Origin of the sequence: Actinomyces timonensis DSM 23838 (assembly GCF_000295095.1) — a bacterium.
Lineage (GTDB): Bacteria > Actinomycetota > Actinomycetes > Actinomycetales > Actinomycetaceae > Actinomyces > Actinomyces timonensis.
Genome location: NZ_JH806633.1, coordinates 45,452 through 61,032, shown reverse-complemented (window position 1 = coordinate 61,032; position 15,581 = coordinate 45,452). Strand labels below are relative to the sequence as shown.

Here is a 15,581-nt window from a genome sequence, read left to right as displayed (position 1 = left end):
CGAATTTGCCGGAAATCGTCATCATGGGCGCATGACCGACTCCCTCTCAGCCCTCATCCGCAGATCCGGACGCTCATACGCCCAGATCGCCGCCGACGCCGGCATCTCCAAGGCTCGCGTCGGACAGTTCGCCCTGGGTCAGTCCACGACCGCGCCCACCCCCCGCACGGTCCACGGCCTGGCCTACGCCCTCGGCGTGGACTCGCAGACGATCCTGGACGCCATCGCCGGGGAGATCTCCCCGGCGTCGCGCGCCGACGCCATCGCCTCCCGCATCGCATCGCTGCCCGATGACCGCCGCGCCGTCATCGAGGCGACGCTCGCCGCCCTGGAGGCGATGCGCTGATGCCCCGCCCACCACTGCCCATCGGCACGTGGGGCTCCGTCACCCTGAGACAGACGGGCGGCGCGTGGGAGGCGCGAGCCCGCTTCCGCGACTACGACGGCGTGACCCGCCAGGTGCGCCGCACGGCCCCCTCCCGCACGGGCGCCCGCAACGCCCTGACCGCCGCCCTGACCGAGCGGGCGCACTCGGTCGGGCACGATCTCACCGCCGACTCTCCCGTGTCCGAGGCGATCGCCCGGTGGCGCACCGGCCTGGCCGACCGCAGCGAGGGCACGCGCCGCCTCTACGCCTGGGCCCTCGACCGGCACCTCTCCCCCGCCGTCGGGCGCCTGCGCCTGCGCGAGCTCACCCCGCAGACGGCGGACCGCGTCATCATGACCATCAGCGAGCGCCACGGGCCCGGCACGGCCCGCACCTGCCGCACGATCCTGTCCCAGGTCATGAGCGAGGCCGTCCGCCTGGACGCCATCGACTCCAACCCCGTCGCCGCGACCAGGGCCCCGCGCACCGCCAAACCGGAGCCACGCGCCCTGACGCCCGCCGAGCTCGCGGCCCTGCGCGAGGCCGTCGCCGCGCACGAGGCGCGAGGACGCTCGAAGTCCGACGTCGCCGACGTCGTCGAGGTGCAGCTCGCGACCGGCATGCGCATCGGCGAGGTCCTGGCCCTGCGATGGCAGGACGTCGACCTGTCCGCCGGGACGGTCACCGTGTCCGGCACGGTCGCGCGCACCGCCGAGCGCCCGCGCAGACTCTTCAGGCAGGACCGGCCCAAGACCTCCTCGTCGAGGCGCACGCTGTGCCTGCCCGGCTTCGGCCTCGACGTGCTCATGCGACGCTCCCTGACGCCCCTCGACGACACGCTGGTCTTCCCGTCGAGGGCGGGGACGGTCAGGGACCCGGAGAGCGTGGAGCGCACGCTGCGCCGCATCCGCGCCGGCATCGGCATGGAGTGGGTCACGACTCACACCATGCGCCGGACCGTGGCCACGGCGCTGGGCACCCCGGAGGCCGCGAGCGCCCAGCTCGGCAACGGGGCGGGCGTCGCTAGACGGCACTACATGCAGCGCCCGGACGTGGCCCCGGACGCCACGGAGGCGCTGGAGACACTGGCACCAAAGCGGGGCGTAAACGCGCCCGAGGCCGTCCAGTAGACGAGGGGCGCCGAGGGGAGCATGGCGCGCTACCAGCGGTTATGGTGCCCCCACCCGGACTCGAACCGGGAACCTGCGGATTAGAAGGCCGATGCTCTATCCATTGAGCTATGGAGGCGCGCGCCGGGGCACCCCAGCGGCGACCCCAGCCTACGGCACGCCGCCTCTCGGCCACCTCCGCCCGGTATCGTGGCGTGGGGCGCCGACGCCCGGCTGGGGCGATCTCCCGTCACCACCCATGAGCGCGTCGGCATCCCACTCCAGCCCACACGTGGACCTGTTCTGCCCGTCCGGAAGGATCGCCGTGCCACCGATCGCGCTCGTCGTCCAATCACTGTCCTCCCATGCCTCGGCGGAGCCCAAGACCTTCACCGAGCCGTTCCGGGTAGGCCGCACGCCCGACTGCCAGGTCCAGGTCAACCACCCGCTGGTCTCGCGCCACCACCTCATCGTGCGACCCGAGCCCGCCGGCTGGTACGTGCTGTGCGAGGGCCGCAACGGCATGCTCGTCGACGGCGTGCCGGTCAGGGAGGCCTTCATCACCCATGGCACGCGCATCCAGCTCGGCGATGCCTCGGGGCCGGCCATCGCCCTGACCCCCGTGGGAGGTCCCGTCGCACCGCCCATCGCCCCCGGCGCACCCCAGATGGGGATGCCGATGGGCCCGCCGCAGGGGCAGCCCATGATGCCGCCGATGGGCGCGCCCGGGGGACCACTGCCCGGGCAGACCGGGCAGCCCTTCGTCCAGCCGCCCGCTGGCCCTCCGTCGGGCCAGTACCCGCCTCCGACGGCTCGGCCCCTCGGGCCGCAGGGCCCGCAGGGGATGACAGGCGCCCCCGGCCCAGTGCCCATGGGACCCGCCGGCCAACCCGGCCCGCAGGGGATTCCCGCCCCGCACGCCGCGAGCGCCTCGGGAAGCACCTGGGTCCCCGGCCCTGCCCAGCCCGCCCCGGCGGAGAACCACCCGGATCGGCCCGAGGAGGAGCCCGGGCGCCTCGGGGGCGCTGGAGAGCCTGTCGGCACCTCTGGCACGGAGCCCTCAGCACCGTCCGCGGAGGCGCCCGCAGCGGCCGGGGACTCCTCCCAGAGGCAGAGCGCGGAGACGCTCCTGGGCGTCCCCTCGGCGCCGAGCGCCGGGGCCCCCGCGGACTCCGCGCTCTCCGCCCCCTCGTCCGGGGAGGACGTGGAGCGCATGCGCGCGCCCATGCGCCGCCAGACGATCCAGGCCTTCCGCATCAAGGCGGCGGGGACGATCGGCCGCGCGCCGGACAACGCGCTCGTCCTCGACGACCCGCTCGTCTCCAAGCACCACGCCAGGATCGAGCCGACGCCCCAGGGCATCCTCATCACGGACCTGGGCTCGACCAACGGCATCTACCTGGGTCCGCAGAGGGTGCCGCGCATCCTCGTGACGCAGCCGAGCATCGTCGGCATCGGCTCGACCTTCATCGCGGTCAACCCCGACGGCACCTGCGAGGTGCAGGTCAACGCCGGCACCGGCGGCGAGCTCATCGGCCAGGACCTCGTCTTCGAGGTCAACGGCGGGGATCTGCGACTCCTCGACGGCGTGTCCTTCTCCCTGCCCGGCAATGAGCTGCTCGCCGTCGTGGGCCCCTCCGGCGCGGGCAAGTCCACCCTGCTCAAGGCCCTCACCGGGGAGCAGAAGGCCCAGCAGGGCCAGGTTCTCTTCGACGGGATCGATGTCTACGACCACTACCCGATCATGCGCAACAAGATCGGCGTGGTCCCCCAGAACGACGTCGTCCACCAGGCGCTCACCGTCCAGCAGACGATGGACTACGCCGCCGAGCTCCGCTTCGCCAAGGATGTCTCCAAGGAGGAGCGCCGGCGCAGGATCGCCGAGGTGCTGGAGGACCTCGATCTCACCCAGCACGTGGACAAGCGGGTCAAGAAGCTCTCCGGGGGCCAGCGCAAGCGGGTGTCGACGGCGATCGAGCTGCTCACCCGCCCCTCCCTGCTGTTCCTCGACGAGCCGACGTCGGGGCTCGACCCCCAGCTCGACCGCGACGTCATGGACCTGCTGGCGAGTCTCGCGCATGGCACCCGGCCGGGCGACACGGGGCGCACGGTCGTCGTGGTCACCCACAACGAGAACCACATCGACCGGGCGGACAAGGTCCTCATCCTGGCCGCCGGCGGAAAGCCCGTCTACTACGGCCCGCCCCAGCAGATCCTCGCCCACTTCCGGCAGCGCCACGCCGAGCTCACCAGCCAGGGCCGGCTCAAGCTCTACGCGCCCAAGGGCGACTTCACAGATCCGCCGGCGATCGACGGTTTCGCCGACGTGTACGCCCTCATCCGCAACCACACCCCTGAGCTGAGGCAGTACCTCGAGGCGACCGTGCCCTCGACCCGCCGCGGCGGCGCCCCCGCCAAGGAGCGGGAGGTGGATGCCTCCACGAAGAGGATCCCCAAGCAGTCGGCGCTGCGCCAGATGTCAACCCTCGTGCGCAGGCACCTGCGGATCATCGCGGCGGACCCGTCCTACCTCATGTTCATGCTGGCGCTGCCGGTGGTCATGGGGCTGCTGACCAAGGCGATCCCCGGCAGCGACGGCTTCTCCATGCCGGTGATCCCCGTGCCGACGGCCGAACAGCCCTGCGTCTTCTACTCCAACCAGGCGCTGCAGCTCCTCGTCATCCTAGTCACCGGCGCGGCCTTCTCCGGCATGTCGGTGACGATCCGCGAGCTCATCGGCGAGAGGGACGTGTTCCTGCGGGAGAAGGCGGTCGGACTGCGCTCGGGCTCCTACCTACTGGCCAAGACGATCGTTCTCGCGCTCATCGTCACCATCCAGGTCGGTCTCATGGTGGGGATCTCCCTGCTACTCAACAAGGCCCCGTCGTCCGCGATCCTCATGGGATCGCCCGTGCTCGAGCTCGCCGTCGGCCTGTGGGCGGTGGCCTTCGCCTCCGGCCTCCTGGGGCTGGCGATCTCCGCGTATGTGTCGAGCTCGGAGCAGGTCATGCCCGTTCTCGTGGTCTCGATCATGGCCCAGCTCGTGCTGTCCGGTGGGATCATCCCTGTGGCGGGCAAGGCGGTCTTCGAGCAGCTCGCGTGGTTCATGCCCTCGCGCTGGGGCTTCGCGATGACGGCCGGGACGGTCGACCTCAACACCATCAACCCGCTCCACGCCGACGACCTGTGGGACCACACCTCGGGCCAGTGGCTGGCGAACCTCGGCGCGCTGGGGATCATCCTCGTCGTCGCGCTGGCCGTGTGCTACACGGGGCTGTGGCGCCGGGGCCGCCGCTGAGCGCGCCCGCGCAGAGCCCGGGATTTGGGGCCCGCCATCGGTGACGATGGCGGGCCCCAGTTCGCTGCGAGTGGTCGGCGGGAGGCGCGCTTCAGCCGTTGACGCGGTAGAGGACGTACTCCCCGGTCACTGTATCGGGCTGCCAGATGAGGAAGAAGTTGCGCAGACCGGCGGGATCGACGCCCGCCGCACGGAGAGCTGAGTCCTTCGCCTCGGCGCCCCGGCCAGGAGCCGCCGCCCAGTCCCCGGGGACGTGCCACAGCTCGGCACCGGTCGACGGGTCGTAGGCGCCGAGGATGTCCCCCTTCCGGGGTGAGCCGTAGATCGATCCGCTCAGTTGAATGAGGATCGTCTTGTCATCGGCGGTCCAGCCGATGGGGTTGAGGGTGCAGTCGTCGCCCACCTCCTTGGGCGGGATGGACAGCGAGGCGCTGCCGAGGGTGGCTGTGCAGGCCTTGGCATCCACGGTGAGCACGTCCATCCGGGAGGCCCCCGCCACAAGGGTCTTGCCATCAGAGTTCGGCTTCTGGAGGCTGGGGAACTTCGCGCTCCCCTCGAGCGTGATCTTGTGCCCCTGGATCCCCTCGTCGCCCGCGCGCTCGAGGATCTCCAGGAGGCGCTTGGGACTCACGGGGCCGGAGAGAACCCAGGAACTCCTGCCGGGGTCCGTGGCGGTGCCAGCACTATTGCCGGCCGAGTCGTAGACCGTGCAGGTGCTGCCATCGCAGTTGTAGACGGTCTCCGGACCGGCATCGATACCGATGCCCCCCGGTTGCGGCTTGCTGCCATCGAAGTCCGACGAGCTGCCCGAGGAGCTGGTCACGATCTGCTTCCCGGTGGCCGAGTCGAGGACCATCGTCTGCTTGGACCACGAGTCGTAGGCCTCGATGAAACCGTCGCGGATGATCGCCTTCTGGAACTCGCCGCGCACGGTCCACACGGCGCTCCCAGCGCTGTCCAGGGCCATCAGATTCCCCTCATATCCGCCACTGTGAACGATCGCCCGCGTTCCATCGGAGCCGACGGGCTTGTGGTCCTTGGGCAGGGGGGAGGAGCTCTCCGTCGCCGCGCCATCCGCGCTGAGGGTCACGAGCACGGACGCGCTCTCGTCGTTGCGAAGGCAGAGCGCCTGGCGCTCGGTCCAGAAACCCATCGCGTCATCGCACTCCCCACTCCACGCCGCCTCCTGGGAGGAAGAGAGGAAGTCATAAAGATAATACTTATTGAAATCGCTGGCACCTTGTCCCTTGGCGAGCATTGCCGAGCCCTCAGGGGACAACCGGGAATCGTCGTCCGCGCGCTTGAGCTCTCGGGCGGATTCGGCGCTGCTACCCGCGGCGATGCCCGAGGTCCATCCCATGGCCGAACGGCCTACGGTCCCCGCGTCGCTGCGGAACCACCACCACGCGCCCCCCGCGGCGAGCGAGAGGACGAGGAGGACAGCCAGGCCGCCGAGCACCGCCTTGCGACGACAACGCTTGCGGGGCACGGGCGCAGCATCGGAGGGCAGCCCCGGCGGGGCGTAGAGGGCGGCTGGTGACGAAGGGCTCGCGGCATCCCCTCCGGGCGCCATGCCCGCGCCCTCGTACTGCCCCTGACCGGGGCTGGCGGCGCCACCCACGCCACCCGGCATGACGGCGGTGGTGGGCACGGTCCCCGCCGAGCTCATGAGCGTGGCCTGCTGGCCGCCGTCGTAGGCCGGGGCGCCACCCGCCATGGCGATCGTCGGAGCCGTCTGACCTCCCTGGCCCGCGGGGAGCCAGGGGGCGGCCATGGTCGGTGGCGTGGAGGTGCTCGCGGCCCCTGCCGGGCTGAGCCCGGAGGGCCCGGAGGCCACGGACGGGGCAGAGGCCGCTCCCCCGCTTCCCGCGCCTTGATCCGCCGTCGGGATCTCGTCCCAGCCGTAGGGCATGACCGAGGGGATGGTCGGGGGCGGGGAGACCAGGGCCGCTGTGGCCGGCAGCCCCTGGAGCGCCGGGACCATCTGCTCCAGGCGGGAGGCGACCTGCTCCATGGCGGGGCGGCGGTCGGGGTGCTTGACGAGCATGGAGGCGATGAGCTCCCACAGGTCGTCCGGGATGCCCGCCGGGCGGCCCGGATCGCGCTGGGCGTGCTGGGCGAGCACCTGGACTGGCTGGCCCACATAGGGAGGGACACCGCAGGCGAGCTCGTACAGGACAATGCCCAGGGCGTAGACATCCGCGGCGGGCGCGGGCTGGGCCCCCGCGATCGTCTCGGGGGCCATGTAGAGGGGCGTTCCGACGGCACCGGTGCCGGTGACCGTGGCCAGCGAGTCGCAGATCCTGGCGATCCCGAAGTCCGCGATCCTTGGGATCGGGGCGACGATGCCGCCGTCGCCCCAGGTGGTCACCGCCGAGGGGGTCATCGTGGCGGCGGAGTCGATGGTCTCCTGGGCCGGCGACGCGTCTGGGGAGGCGTGGCGCCCGCGGCGCGCGGCGGTCTGCCAATTCTCCAGAAGGATGTTGGCCGGCTTGATGTCCCGGTGGACCACGCCAGCGGCGTGGACGGCGACGAGCCCCTCGGCGATCCGCGCGCCCAGGCGCGCCAGGGCGGCGGGCGGCAGGGGCCCACTGGACATGACGGCCTCGCGCAGGTCCGACCCCGGCACGTAGTCCATGACGATCGCAAAGGTGGTGCCCTCGACCACCATGTCGCGCACGGCGATGACATAGGGAGAGTGGACGCGCATGAGAGTGGCGCGCTCGCGCACGAAGCGCTCGACGACGCTGGGGTCCTCGATGAGGTCCGAGCGCAGGATCTTGACCGCCAGGGGCTCGGCCGCGCCGTCGGACTCCTCAGTCCTGCTGGCGAGCCAGACCTCGCCCTGGGCGCCGCGCCCGATCCGCTCGTTGAGCAGGTAGGAACTGCCGAGAGGACGCGGCTCGTCAGGGGATGTCATCGAGGAACTCCGTGATCTGCGGGGCAAGGGCTGGCACTGGGACCGAATCTACGTCAGGCAGCGGGGCGATGGGGAGCCGCCGGGAGGGATGGGCGTGCCGGGGGACGAGCCGGACTAGACTGCTGGCCCGTGAGCCGACAGATAACGACCTCGGATCCCCTGGTGTGGATCGACTGCGAGATGACCGGCCTCGACCTGGGCGCCGACGCGCTCATCGAGGTGGCCGTCATCGTCACCGACTACGAGCTGACCCCGCTGGGCGAGGGCATCGACGTGCTCATCAAGCCCCCGGCCGCCGCCCTGGAGCAGATGGGCGACTACGTGCGCTCCATGCACTCCTCCTCGGGCCTGCTCGACGAGCTCGACGGCGGGCGGACGATGGCCGAGGCGCAGCGCGTCGTGCTCGACCATGTCCGCTCCCTCGTCCCCACGGCCCGCACGGCGCAGCTCGCCGGCAACTCGGTGGGGACGGACAAGGCCTTCCTCGCGCGCGACATGCCCGAGCTCATCGACTACCTGCACTACCGGGTGGTGGATGTCTCCTCCATCAAGGAGCTGGCCAAGCGCTGGTTCCCCAGGACCTTCTTCCAGGCCCCGGAGAAGCAGGGCGGGCACCGCGCGCTCGCCGACATCCTGGAGTCCATCGACGAGCTGCGCTACTACCGCGCAGTGCTCTTCCCCGACGGCGAGGGGCCGTCCTCGGACGAGTGCCGGGCCGTCGCCGCCGAGATCCTCGCCCACCCGACGACGGCGGCCGGCCGCCAGGCCTGAGCACCCGGGGCGCTGGCCAGCGGGGCCGCCGGGCAGCTCCGGGGAGCGCCGGGCGGTGGCGTGACGCAGTCCACGGCCCCTGGTTTGCCGGAGGTCTGAGCGAGCCGATACAGTACCGATTCGTTGCGGTCCTGCTCATCGCGGGCACTGCGCATGGTGGCTGTAGCTCAGTTGGCAGAGCGCTTGGTTGTGGTCCAGGAGGTCGCGGGTTCAAGCCCCGTCAGCCACCCCGAAGGTCAATGATTCTCCAGCCTTTCCCTCCTGATGCCAGTTCGAATCGATGGCGAGAAACCTTGTCATGACGGAGCCGCCTCCCCCATCGGGGTCTCAGATCAGGAAGGCTGGCTCCACGATCCGGAGGCACGCTCGCGGCGAGGCGCCGGCGGAGGAGTTCGCTTCCGCTCTGGACGTGGTCCGCCGATACCGAGCCTCCTTCGCCAAACCGCTCTCCGAGGTGACTGATGAGCTACGACGTATCGTCGGCTCACTCAACATCAAGGCTGAGATCTCCCAACGCCTCAAGCGGATGGACACGATCATCGACAAGCTCTCCCAACGCGAGACGGGCCTCAGCCTCGACCGGATGGTCGACCTCGGAGGATGCCGTGTCGTCTTGGACGACGACAGCCTCCACGACCTCAGTCGGATCGGGGAACAGCTGAAGCTCACGTGGGCGGGGGACATGCAGGCCAACCGCGAGAAGGACTACATCTCAGAGCCTCGGGCGTCTGGCTACCGCGCCAAGCACCTTGTCCTCCTCAAGGACGGCCGGCTCATCGAGATCCAGCTCCGCACTGCGCGCATGCACGCCTGGGCCCAAACAATGGAAGCGCTCGGCATGTTGGTCGACCAGAATCTCAAGCAGGACCAGGGGCACAGCCTCCCGCAGGAGTACGGACGCGCCCTGTCCAAGATGTATCAGCAAATCGATGGGAGCTATCGCATGACCGATCAGGATCTCGTGGACTTCCAGCGAATCAGCGAAGAGCTATCCTTTATGTTTGAGAAGATGTTCGATGAGAGGAGGCTCGCAGATGGCCATTGAGACCAGCACTACCAGGCAGTTCCTCCTGGTGTACGACCGCAAGCGGGACTTCTTGGCGGAGCAGAGGGACTTCGGCGCGGACATGGACGCGGCTGTCGATGCGTTCCGGGAGGCCGAGCTGCGCTACCAGGATCAGCCGGAGATGGACATCGTCCTCATCGGCTCCGATTCCATCGAGACGATCAAGCGAACGCACTCCACATACTTCAAGGGGTTCAGCAGCCAGGTCCTTGAGGACATCCGCGCGCCCCTCGAGCAACAACTGATCCGCCAAAGCGCCTGACAACCGCGCCTCTCCCAGCCCTTGGTGACGAGCGGCACGTATCGCCGGTAGCCTCGAAGCATGGAGACGACGACCACCTCTTCACCACGGCCGATCGTGGGCTGGAGCCTCATGGCGATCGGCATGCTCCACACCCTCACCGGCCTCGCCTCCCAGTGGTCGCGGATCACCACGGCCCTCGCCGAGGACGGGGTCGGGACCTGGGCATCGAGCGCGGAGACTGCTGCCGCCTACTGGTTCCTCGTCGCCGGGGCGGCCCTCATCCTCCTGGGAGGAACCATCGCCGCGCTCGAGCGCCATGAGCCAGCGCTGCCGAGGGGAGTCCTCGCGGGACTGGCGGCCCTGACGATCGGCGGCATCATCACAATGCCGGCCTCAGGCTTCTGGTTCCTGACGATCCCGCTGGTCCTCGGGCTCCTGCGCCGGCGCGGCCAGGCGGGCCCGACCGCCAGCGCGGGCTGACGCCGGCTCGGATCAGCCCCGCTGCCGCCACTACCTCCTGGCGCGACCTGTCATGGCCGCCCTCCGCACAACACCCTTCGCCAGCGGGTTTGCCCGACTCCCAACACTGGGTTAGGTTCCCCATACTTGATCGCTCGCGAGCGGGCGCGGACAGCTCTCGCTCCTCCTCCGAGACCGCTTCCCCGTCCCCTACCCCGACCCCGTTCCATGCAGCGCAGAGACTTCATGCTCCTCCTCGCCCTCGGGACCGCCACGGCCACCGGGGGATGCTCGCTCCTTCCCGGCAAGGACGGTGCCACCGCGAGCCCCTCCCCCACGCCGTCGTCATCGGGGACCATGGCCGCCGAGGCCTCGTCACCCTCCCCCACACCGTCGCCCACCCCGTCCCGCAGTCCTCTCTGGCTCCAGGACGGCCCACCATCACTGCCCTCCCCCACTGCCCCGGACGGCGTGATCACCGGGCTGCCCGACGGGGTCGGCAACGTCGTGGCGATCACCATCGACGACGGCGCCGACTCCGCCGTCGTCGACGCCTACCTCGACTTCGCCAAGGACTCCGGTGTCCGCCTCACCTTCTTCGTCACCGGCTCCTACCCCTCCTGGACCGACAACCGCGCCAAGATGCTGCCCCTGGTGGAATCCGGGCAGATCCAGCTCGGCAACCACACGTGGACGCACCCCGGACTCACCTCGCTGAGCGACGGCGCGATCATCTCCGAGCTCACCCAGTGCGAGGACCTCCTGAGGAGCCAGTACGGCGTGACCGGCACCCCCTTCATCCGCCCGCCCTACGGGTACCGCGACGAGAGGGTCGACGCCGCCTGCGCCCAGATCGGCTACACCGCCCCCACGATGTGGTACGGCTCCTTCGGGGACTCCGGATTGCTCACCGAGGACGTCCTCCTCGGCGAGGCCCGAAAATGGCTCCTCGCCGAGCACATCGTCATCGGGCATGCCAACTTCCCCACCGTCACCCACCTGTACGGCCAGATCATCGACATCCTGCGCGAGCGGTCGCTCACCACCGCCACCCTCGACGACGTCTACTTCGGCGCCGGTCACGACCGGCACGTGTGAGGAGGGCTGATCAGCGCGGGCTGACGCCAGCTCGGATCAGCCCCACCACATGCCCGTCGGTGAGGGCCTCCCAGGTCGCCTCGACGATGTCGGTGCCCACGCCCACCGTGGACCAGGTCCGCTCGCCGTCGGTGAGGTCGATGAGCACCCGGATGATCGCGCGCGTGCCGCGCTCGGCGTCGAGGATCCGCACCTTGTAATCGGACAGCTCGAAGGCCCGGATCTCCGGGTACACCTCCGCGAGCGCGTCGCACAGGGCCGCGTCGAGGGCGTTGACCGGGCCATTGCCCTCCCCCAGCACCGCGAAGCGCTTCCCGCCCGCGCGCAGCCGCACCGTGGCCTCCGCCTGCGTGCGGGTCGAGCCGTCCACCGGGAGGAAGCGATCAGCCCCCACCGGGGCGGCCCGCACCGAGGCCTGCCAGGACTCCACCCGGAAGTACTCGGGCAGATCCCCCAGCGCGTGGCGCAGCAGCAGCTCGAAGGAGCCGTCAGCGGCGTCGTAGGCGTAACCGGCGGCCTCGCGGGCCTTGACCGCCTCCGCCACACGGCCCAGGACGTCCCCATCGCCGGAAGCATCGATACCGAGCTCGCGGGCCTTGAGCTCGATCGAGGCCCGCCCCGCCATCTCCGAGACGAGCATGCTCATCGTGTTGCCCACGCGCGCGGGGTCGATGTGCTGGTAGAGGTCGGGGTCCACGCGGATCGCCGAGGCGTGCAGTCCCGCCTTGTGAGCGAAGGCCTTGGCCCCCACATAGGCCTGGCGGGTGGAGGGGGCGCGGTTGGCGATCTCCCCCACCGAGCGGGAGATCCGCGAGAGCTCCGACAGGCGCCGCGCCCGCTCCTCCTGACCGCCGGGAAGGGCCGTGAAGCGGGTCTTGAGCTCCAGGTTCGCGATGATCGTCAGCAGCTCGGCGTTCCCGGTGCGCTCCCCCATGCCGTTGACGCAGCCCTGGACCTGGCGGGCGCCGGCCTCCACCGCCGCCATCGCCCCGGCCACGGCCAGGCCGGAGTCGTCATGGGTGTGGATCCCGACGACGCAGTCCGGCCGCCCCGCGGCGTCAAGGGCCTGGCGCAGGCGGGCGACGGCGCTGGTGATAGCGTCCAGCAGCGCGCCGCCGTTGGTGTCGCAGGCGATGACGGCGCTGGCACCGGCGCGGGCGGCGGCCACGGCCACCTCGATCCCGTAAGCGCCGTCGGCGTCCGCATCCCGGTCCAGTCCGTCGAAGAAGTGCTCCAGGTCGATCATCGTCTCCCGGCCCGCTCCGACCAGAAGGGCGGTCGAGTCGGAGACCATGCGCAGGTTCTCCTGGGGCGTCGTGCGCAGCGCCCGCTCGACATGCCTCGGATCGGACTTCGCCACGAGGGTGATCGCGCTGGCACCGCTGTCCAGGAGCGCGCGCAGGCCCGGGTCCTCGGCGGCGGGGGCGCCCGGGCGGCAGGTGGCGCCGAAGGCCACGAGCCGGGCGGTGGCCAGATCCAGGTCCGCCGCCCGCGTGAAGAGCTCGGTGTCCTTGGGGATGGCGCCGGGCCAGCCCGCCTCGACATAGGCCACGCCGAGCTCGTCGAGGAGCCCGATGATGGCGAGCTTGTCCCCCACGGTGAAGGAGATCCCCTGCTGCTGGGCGCCATCGCGCAGGGTCGTGTCGTAGATGGCGACGGCGTCGCCACTCGTGGGCAGAGTCGCGCCACCGGCTCCCATGGCGCCTCCTTCATCGATCATCGGCCAGCGGATGGGCCGTCAGGACGGCTATCAGTCGTGGCCAGTGCGGCATTCCAGCCGTCATCCTGTCACGAAACAGCATCCGTCTTCCCACCGGACCACCCGCTGGCCGCGTCTCGGCACCCGCCGGCCCCATGCCCTCCCGCGAAGGGAGGAGCCTGTGATCTCCACCGGTTCCACTGCGCGCGCAGCGCCTATAGGGGATACTGGGAATACGCCGCCTGAGGCGCCTCAGTGCTGATATAACCGCTGACCTGTTGTATCTCTCGCACGGGTTCCGCGGGCACCGCACCCTTCCCCCCTGACCGAAGGACTCTCCCTGTGGTTGAGCATGGCGCCGCGCCGACAGCGCCCGGGACGAGGACGGCCCAGCCGTCCACGACGCCCCCAGCGCCGCCGGAGCCCCCCGCGCCCGCGGAGCGCGGGGCGGGGCCGCAGTGGCGGGAGCGTGAGATCGGCGGCTCCCGCCTGCACCTGCCCCACGGCGCCACCGCCGCGCTCGACTCCGCGATGTGGGCGCTGGCCGTGATGATCGTGGCCGCCCTCAGCCTGACCGCGGGGATCGACGCGCGCCCCGAGGGCCTGGGGGTCACGCTGACGGCACTGCTGTCCGTCGTCCTCCAGGTCACCGGCTACCTTGTCTTCCTGCGGGGGCGGGCTCGCTTCGCGACGATCGACGAGATCCCCTCGGTGCTGCTGACCGACGTCGTCATCGCCGTCGCGCTGTCCGCGGCCTCCGGGATCTCCGCGGGACTCCTCCTTCCCCTGCGCGACACCATCCTGTCCGGGGGCGCCGCCCTCACCCTCCACCTGGCCTGCCGATGGCTCTACCTGCGGGTGGTCGAGATGCGCCAGCGGCCGGTCGGCAAGCGCGCCCGCCGCACGATCGTCATGGGAGCCGGGCACGGCGGCGCGGCGGCGATCAGCCTCATGCAGGACGACACCTCCTCGCCCTACACGCCCGTCGCCCTGCTCGACGACGACCCCGCCAAGCGGCACCTGAGGCTCTCCGGGGTGCGGGTGCTCGGCCCCTGGCGCTCCCTGGCGCAGGTGGCCAGGGAGACCAACGCCGACCTCGTCCTGCTGGCTGTGCCCTCGGCCAGCCCGGACCAGGTCGACGGCGTCGTCACGCGGGCGCGCGAGCTCGGCCTCGAGATCCGTGTCATGCCCGGCACCGAGGAGCTCATGGGCCTGGCGCCCTCCCTCGCCCCGGCCCAGCCGAGCGCCCTCGCCCAGCGGGGCACGGGGATCTTCCGCCCTCTGGAGATCTCGGACCTGCTGGGGCGCCGGGCGATCGACACCGATGTCGACGCCATCGCCTCCTACCTCACTGGCGAGAGGGTCCTCGTGACCGGCGCGGGAGGCTCCATCGGGGCGCAGCTGTGCCACGAGATCGCCCGGTACCGGCCCGAGCGGCTCATCCTCGTCGACCGCGACGAGTCCGCCCTCCACGCCGTCCAGCTGTCCCTCGACGGCGAGGCGATGCTCGACTCCCCCGACCTGGTCCTCGGAGACCTGCGCACCCCAGGCCTCATCAATGCTCTCTTCGACGAGGCGCGACCGACCATCGTCTTCCACGCCGCGGCGCTCAAGCACCTCACCCTCACCGAGCGCTTCCCCGAGGAGGCGTTCCTGACCAACGTCGCCGCCACGCGAGACCTCCTGGCGGCCGCCACCAGCCACGATGTGCGCCTGTTCATCAATATCTCCACTGACAAGGCGGCCGACCCCACGAGTGTGCTCGGCTACTCCAAGCGCATCGCCGAGAGGCTGACCGCCGCCGTCGGCCGGAGCCTGCCCCCCGAGCGGCGCTTCATCTCCGTGCGCTTCGGCAACGTCCTGGGCTCGCGCGGGTCGGTGCTCCACACCTTCGCCTCCCAGTTGGAGCGCGGGCTGCCCCTGACCGTCACGGACCCCCGCATGGAGCGCTTCTTCATGTCCATCAACGAGGCCTGCCAGCTGGTGCTCCAGGCCGGGGCGCTGGGGCGCAGCGGGGAGGTGCTCGTCCTGGACATGGGCGAGCCGCACAATATCGAGTCCCTGGCCAGGCGCTTCGCCGCCCTCATGGGCTATGACGAGCCGCAGGTGGCCTACACGAGGGTCCGTCCCGGGGAGAAGATGACGGAGTCGCTGTTCGGCGCCGGGGAGGACGACCGCCGCCCCTGGCACCCGCTCATCTCCCATGTGGACGTCGCGGCGCTCCCACTGGGCATCCTGACGGACATCGACGATCTCCGCGCGCGCTCCGAGTGGGGGCGCCAGGGCGAGCTCGTGCGCAGGTGGATGACCGACACGAGCCAGGCTCCCGCGCCAGCCACAGGGCCTCGCACCGACGGCGCAGGGGACGCGATGATCGCGGACGGCCCAGAAGGCGCGGAAGCCCTTGTGAGCGGTCCCCTAGCGGCGAGGCCAGCCGGTACGCAGGCGATCGCGCTGGCAAGCCGCCAGCCGGGCAGGCCGGTGAGCACACCCCGTCCTGGCGCCCCGGCCACCAGGGGCGCTGCCGAGCGGGCCGGGGCCACCGCGTGA

Annotated in this window: 11 protein-coding genes and 2 tRNA genes; 10 read left to right on the top strand and 3 right to left on the bottom strand. The window is 70.9% G+C overall.

What is annotated here, in order from left to right; all coding sequences use genetic code 11:
- Positions 1–31: 31 nt before the first annotated feature.
- Complete coding sequence (locus A1QA_RS16310) at positions 32–346, top strand: hypothetical protein (protein WP_017178127.1); 315 nt, start codon at positions 32–34, stop codon at positions 344–346.
- Positions 346–1,497: a site-specific integrase gene (locus A1QA_RS13860; RefSeq protein WP_017178126.1), complete on the top strand. Its 1,152-nt coding sequence runs from the start codon at positions 346–348 to the stop codon at positions 1,495–1,497. The genes A1QA_RS16310 and A1QA_RS13860 overlap by 1 nt, the downstream gene beginning before the upstream one ends.
- A 42-nt stretch (positions 1,498–1,539) precedes the next feature.
- Here A1QA_RS13860 and A1QA_RS0106585 read toward each other — a convergent pair.
- Positions 1,540–1,615: transfer RNA gene (locus A1QA_RS0106585), tRNA-Arg, on the bottom strand.
- Positions 1,616–1,801: 186 nt separating this feature from the next.
- Between A1QA_RS0106585 and A1QA_RS0106580 the strand changes: the two genes are divergently transcribed.
- Positions 1,802–4,774 carry an ATP-binding cassette domain-containing protein gene (locus A1QA_RS0106580; protein WP_017178125.1) on the top strand — a complete coding sequence of 991 codons (2,973 nt, stop codon included), beginning with the start codon at positions 1,802–1,804 and terminating at the stop codon, positions 4,772–4,774.
- Positions 4,775–4,865: 91 nt separating this feature from the next.
- Here the strand turns inward: A1QA_RS0106580 and A1QA_RS14990 are convergent, their stop codons facing one another.
- Positions 4,866–7,694, bottom strand: coding sequence for a serine/threonine-protein kinase (locus tag A1QA_RS14990; RefSeq protein ID WP_017178124.1), 2,829 nt, complete (start codon positions 7,692–7,694; stop codon positions 4,866–4,868).
- Between the two features lie 141 nt (positions 7,695–7,835).
- On the opposite strand from A1QA_RS14990, the gene orn reads away from it, so the two are divergent.
- From orn to A1QA_RS0106545, 6 genes are all read left to right on the top strand, one after another.
- Positions 7,836–8,465 (top strand): oligoribonuclease, encoded by a 630-nt coding sequence (gene orn, locus A1QA_RS0106570; protein ID WP_026048755.1) that lies wholly within the window; start codon positions 7,836–7,838, stop codon positions 8,463–8,465.
- A 156-nt stretch (positions 8,466–8,621) separates the two neighbouring features.
- Positions 8,622–8,694, top strand: a tRNA-His gene (locus A1QA_RS0106565).
- A 69-nt stretch (positions 8,695–8,763) separates the two neighbouring features.
- Positions 8,764–9,510, top strand: a complete 747-nt coding sequence (locus tag A1QA_RS0106560; protein WP_017178122.1) for a RelA/SpoT domain-containing protein — start codon at positions 8,764–8,766, stop codon at positions 9,508–9,510.
- On the top strand, positions 9,500–9,793 hold the full coding sequence (locus A1QA_RS0106555; RefSeq protein ID WP_017178121.1) for a hypothetical protein: 294 nt from the start codon (positions 9,500–9,502) through the stop codon (positions 9,791–9,793). The genes A1QA_RS0106560 and A1QA_RS0106555 overlap by 11 nt, the downstream gene beginning before the upstream one ends.
- A gap of 60 nt (positions 9,794–9,853) precedes the next feature.
- Positions 9,854–10,255, top strand: coding sequence for a DUF6463 family protein (locus A1QA_RS0106550; protein ID WP_244266108.1), 402 nt, complete (start codon positions 9,854–9,856; stop codon positions 10,253–10,255).
- Positions 10,256–10,462: 207 nt separating this feature from the next.
- Positions 10,463–11,332 (top strand): polysaccharide deacetylase family protein, encoded by an 870-nt coding sequence (locus A1QA_RS0106545; RefSeq protein ID WP_026048754.1) that lies wholly within the window; start codon positions 10,463–10,465, stop codon positions 11,330–11,332.
- 10 nt (positions 11,333–11,342) lie between these two features.
- On the opposite strand, the gene cimA is transcribed toward A1QA_RS0106545, so the two are convergent.
- Positions 11,343–13,031, bottom strand: coding sequence for a citramalate synthase (gene cimA / locus A1QA_RS0106540; RefSeq protein WP_017178118.1), 1,689 nt, complete (start codon positions 13,029–13,031; stop codon positions 11,343–11,345).
- 342 nt (positions 13,032–13,373) lie between these two features.
- Here cimA and A1QA_RS0106535 point away from each other — a divergent pair, with 342 nt between their 5' ends.
- Positions 13,374–15,581, top strand: a complete 2,208-nt coding sequence (locus tag A1QA_RS0106535) for a polysaccharide biosynthesis protein (protein ID WP_017178117.1) — start codon at positions 13,374–13,376, stop codon at positions 15,579–15,581.

What these genes read in the sequence shown, in the direction of transcription:
- A1QA_RS14990 (WP_017178124.1), bottom strand. Translation starts at nt 7,694, where the DNA reads ATGACATCCCCTGACGAGCCGCGTCCTCTCGGCAGTTCCTACCTGCTC.
- A1QA_RS0106560 (WP_017178122.1), top strand. Translation starts at nt 8,764, where the DNA reads ATGACGGAGCCGCCTCCCCCATCGGGGTCTCAGATCAGGAAGGCTGGC.
- A1QA_RS0106555 (WP_017178121.1), top strand. Translation starts at nt 9,500, where the DNA reads ATGGCCATTGAGACCAGCACTACCAGGCAGTTCCTCCTGGTGTACGAC.
- A1QA_RS13860 (WP_017178126.1), top strand. Translation starts at nt 346, where the DNA reads ATGCCCCGCCCACCACTGCCCATCGGCACGTGGGGCTCCGTCACCCTG.
- A1QA_RS0106550 (WP_244266108.1), top strand. Translation starts at nt 9,854, where the DNA reads ATGGAGACGACGACCACCTCTTCACCACGGCCGATCGTGGGCTGGAGC.
- A1QA_RS16310 (WP_017178127.1), top strand. Translation starts at nt 32, where the DNA reads ATGACCGACTCCCTCTCAGCCCTCATCCGCAGATCCGGACGCTCATAC.
- cimA (WP_017178118.1), bottom strand. Translation starts at nt 13,031, where the DNA reads ATGGGAGCCGGTGGCGCGACTCTGCCCACGAGTGGCGACGCCGTCGCC.
- A1QA_RS0106545 (WP_026048754.1), top strand. Translation starts at nt 10,463, where the DNA reads ATGCAGCGCAGAGACTTCATGCTCCTCCTCGCCCTCGGGACCGCCACG.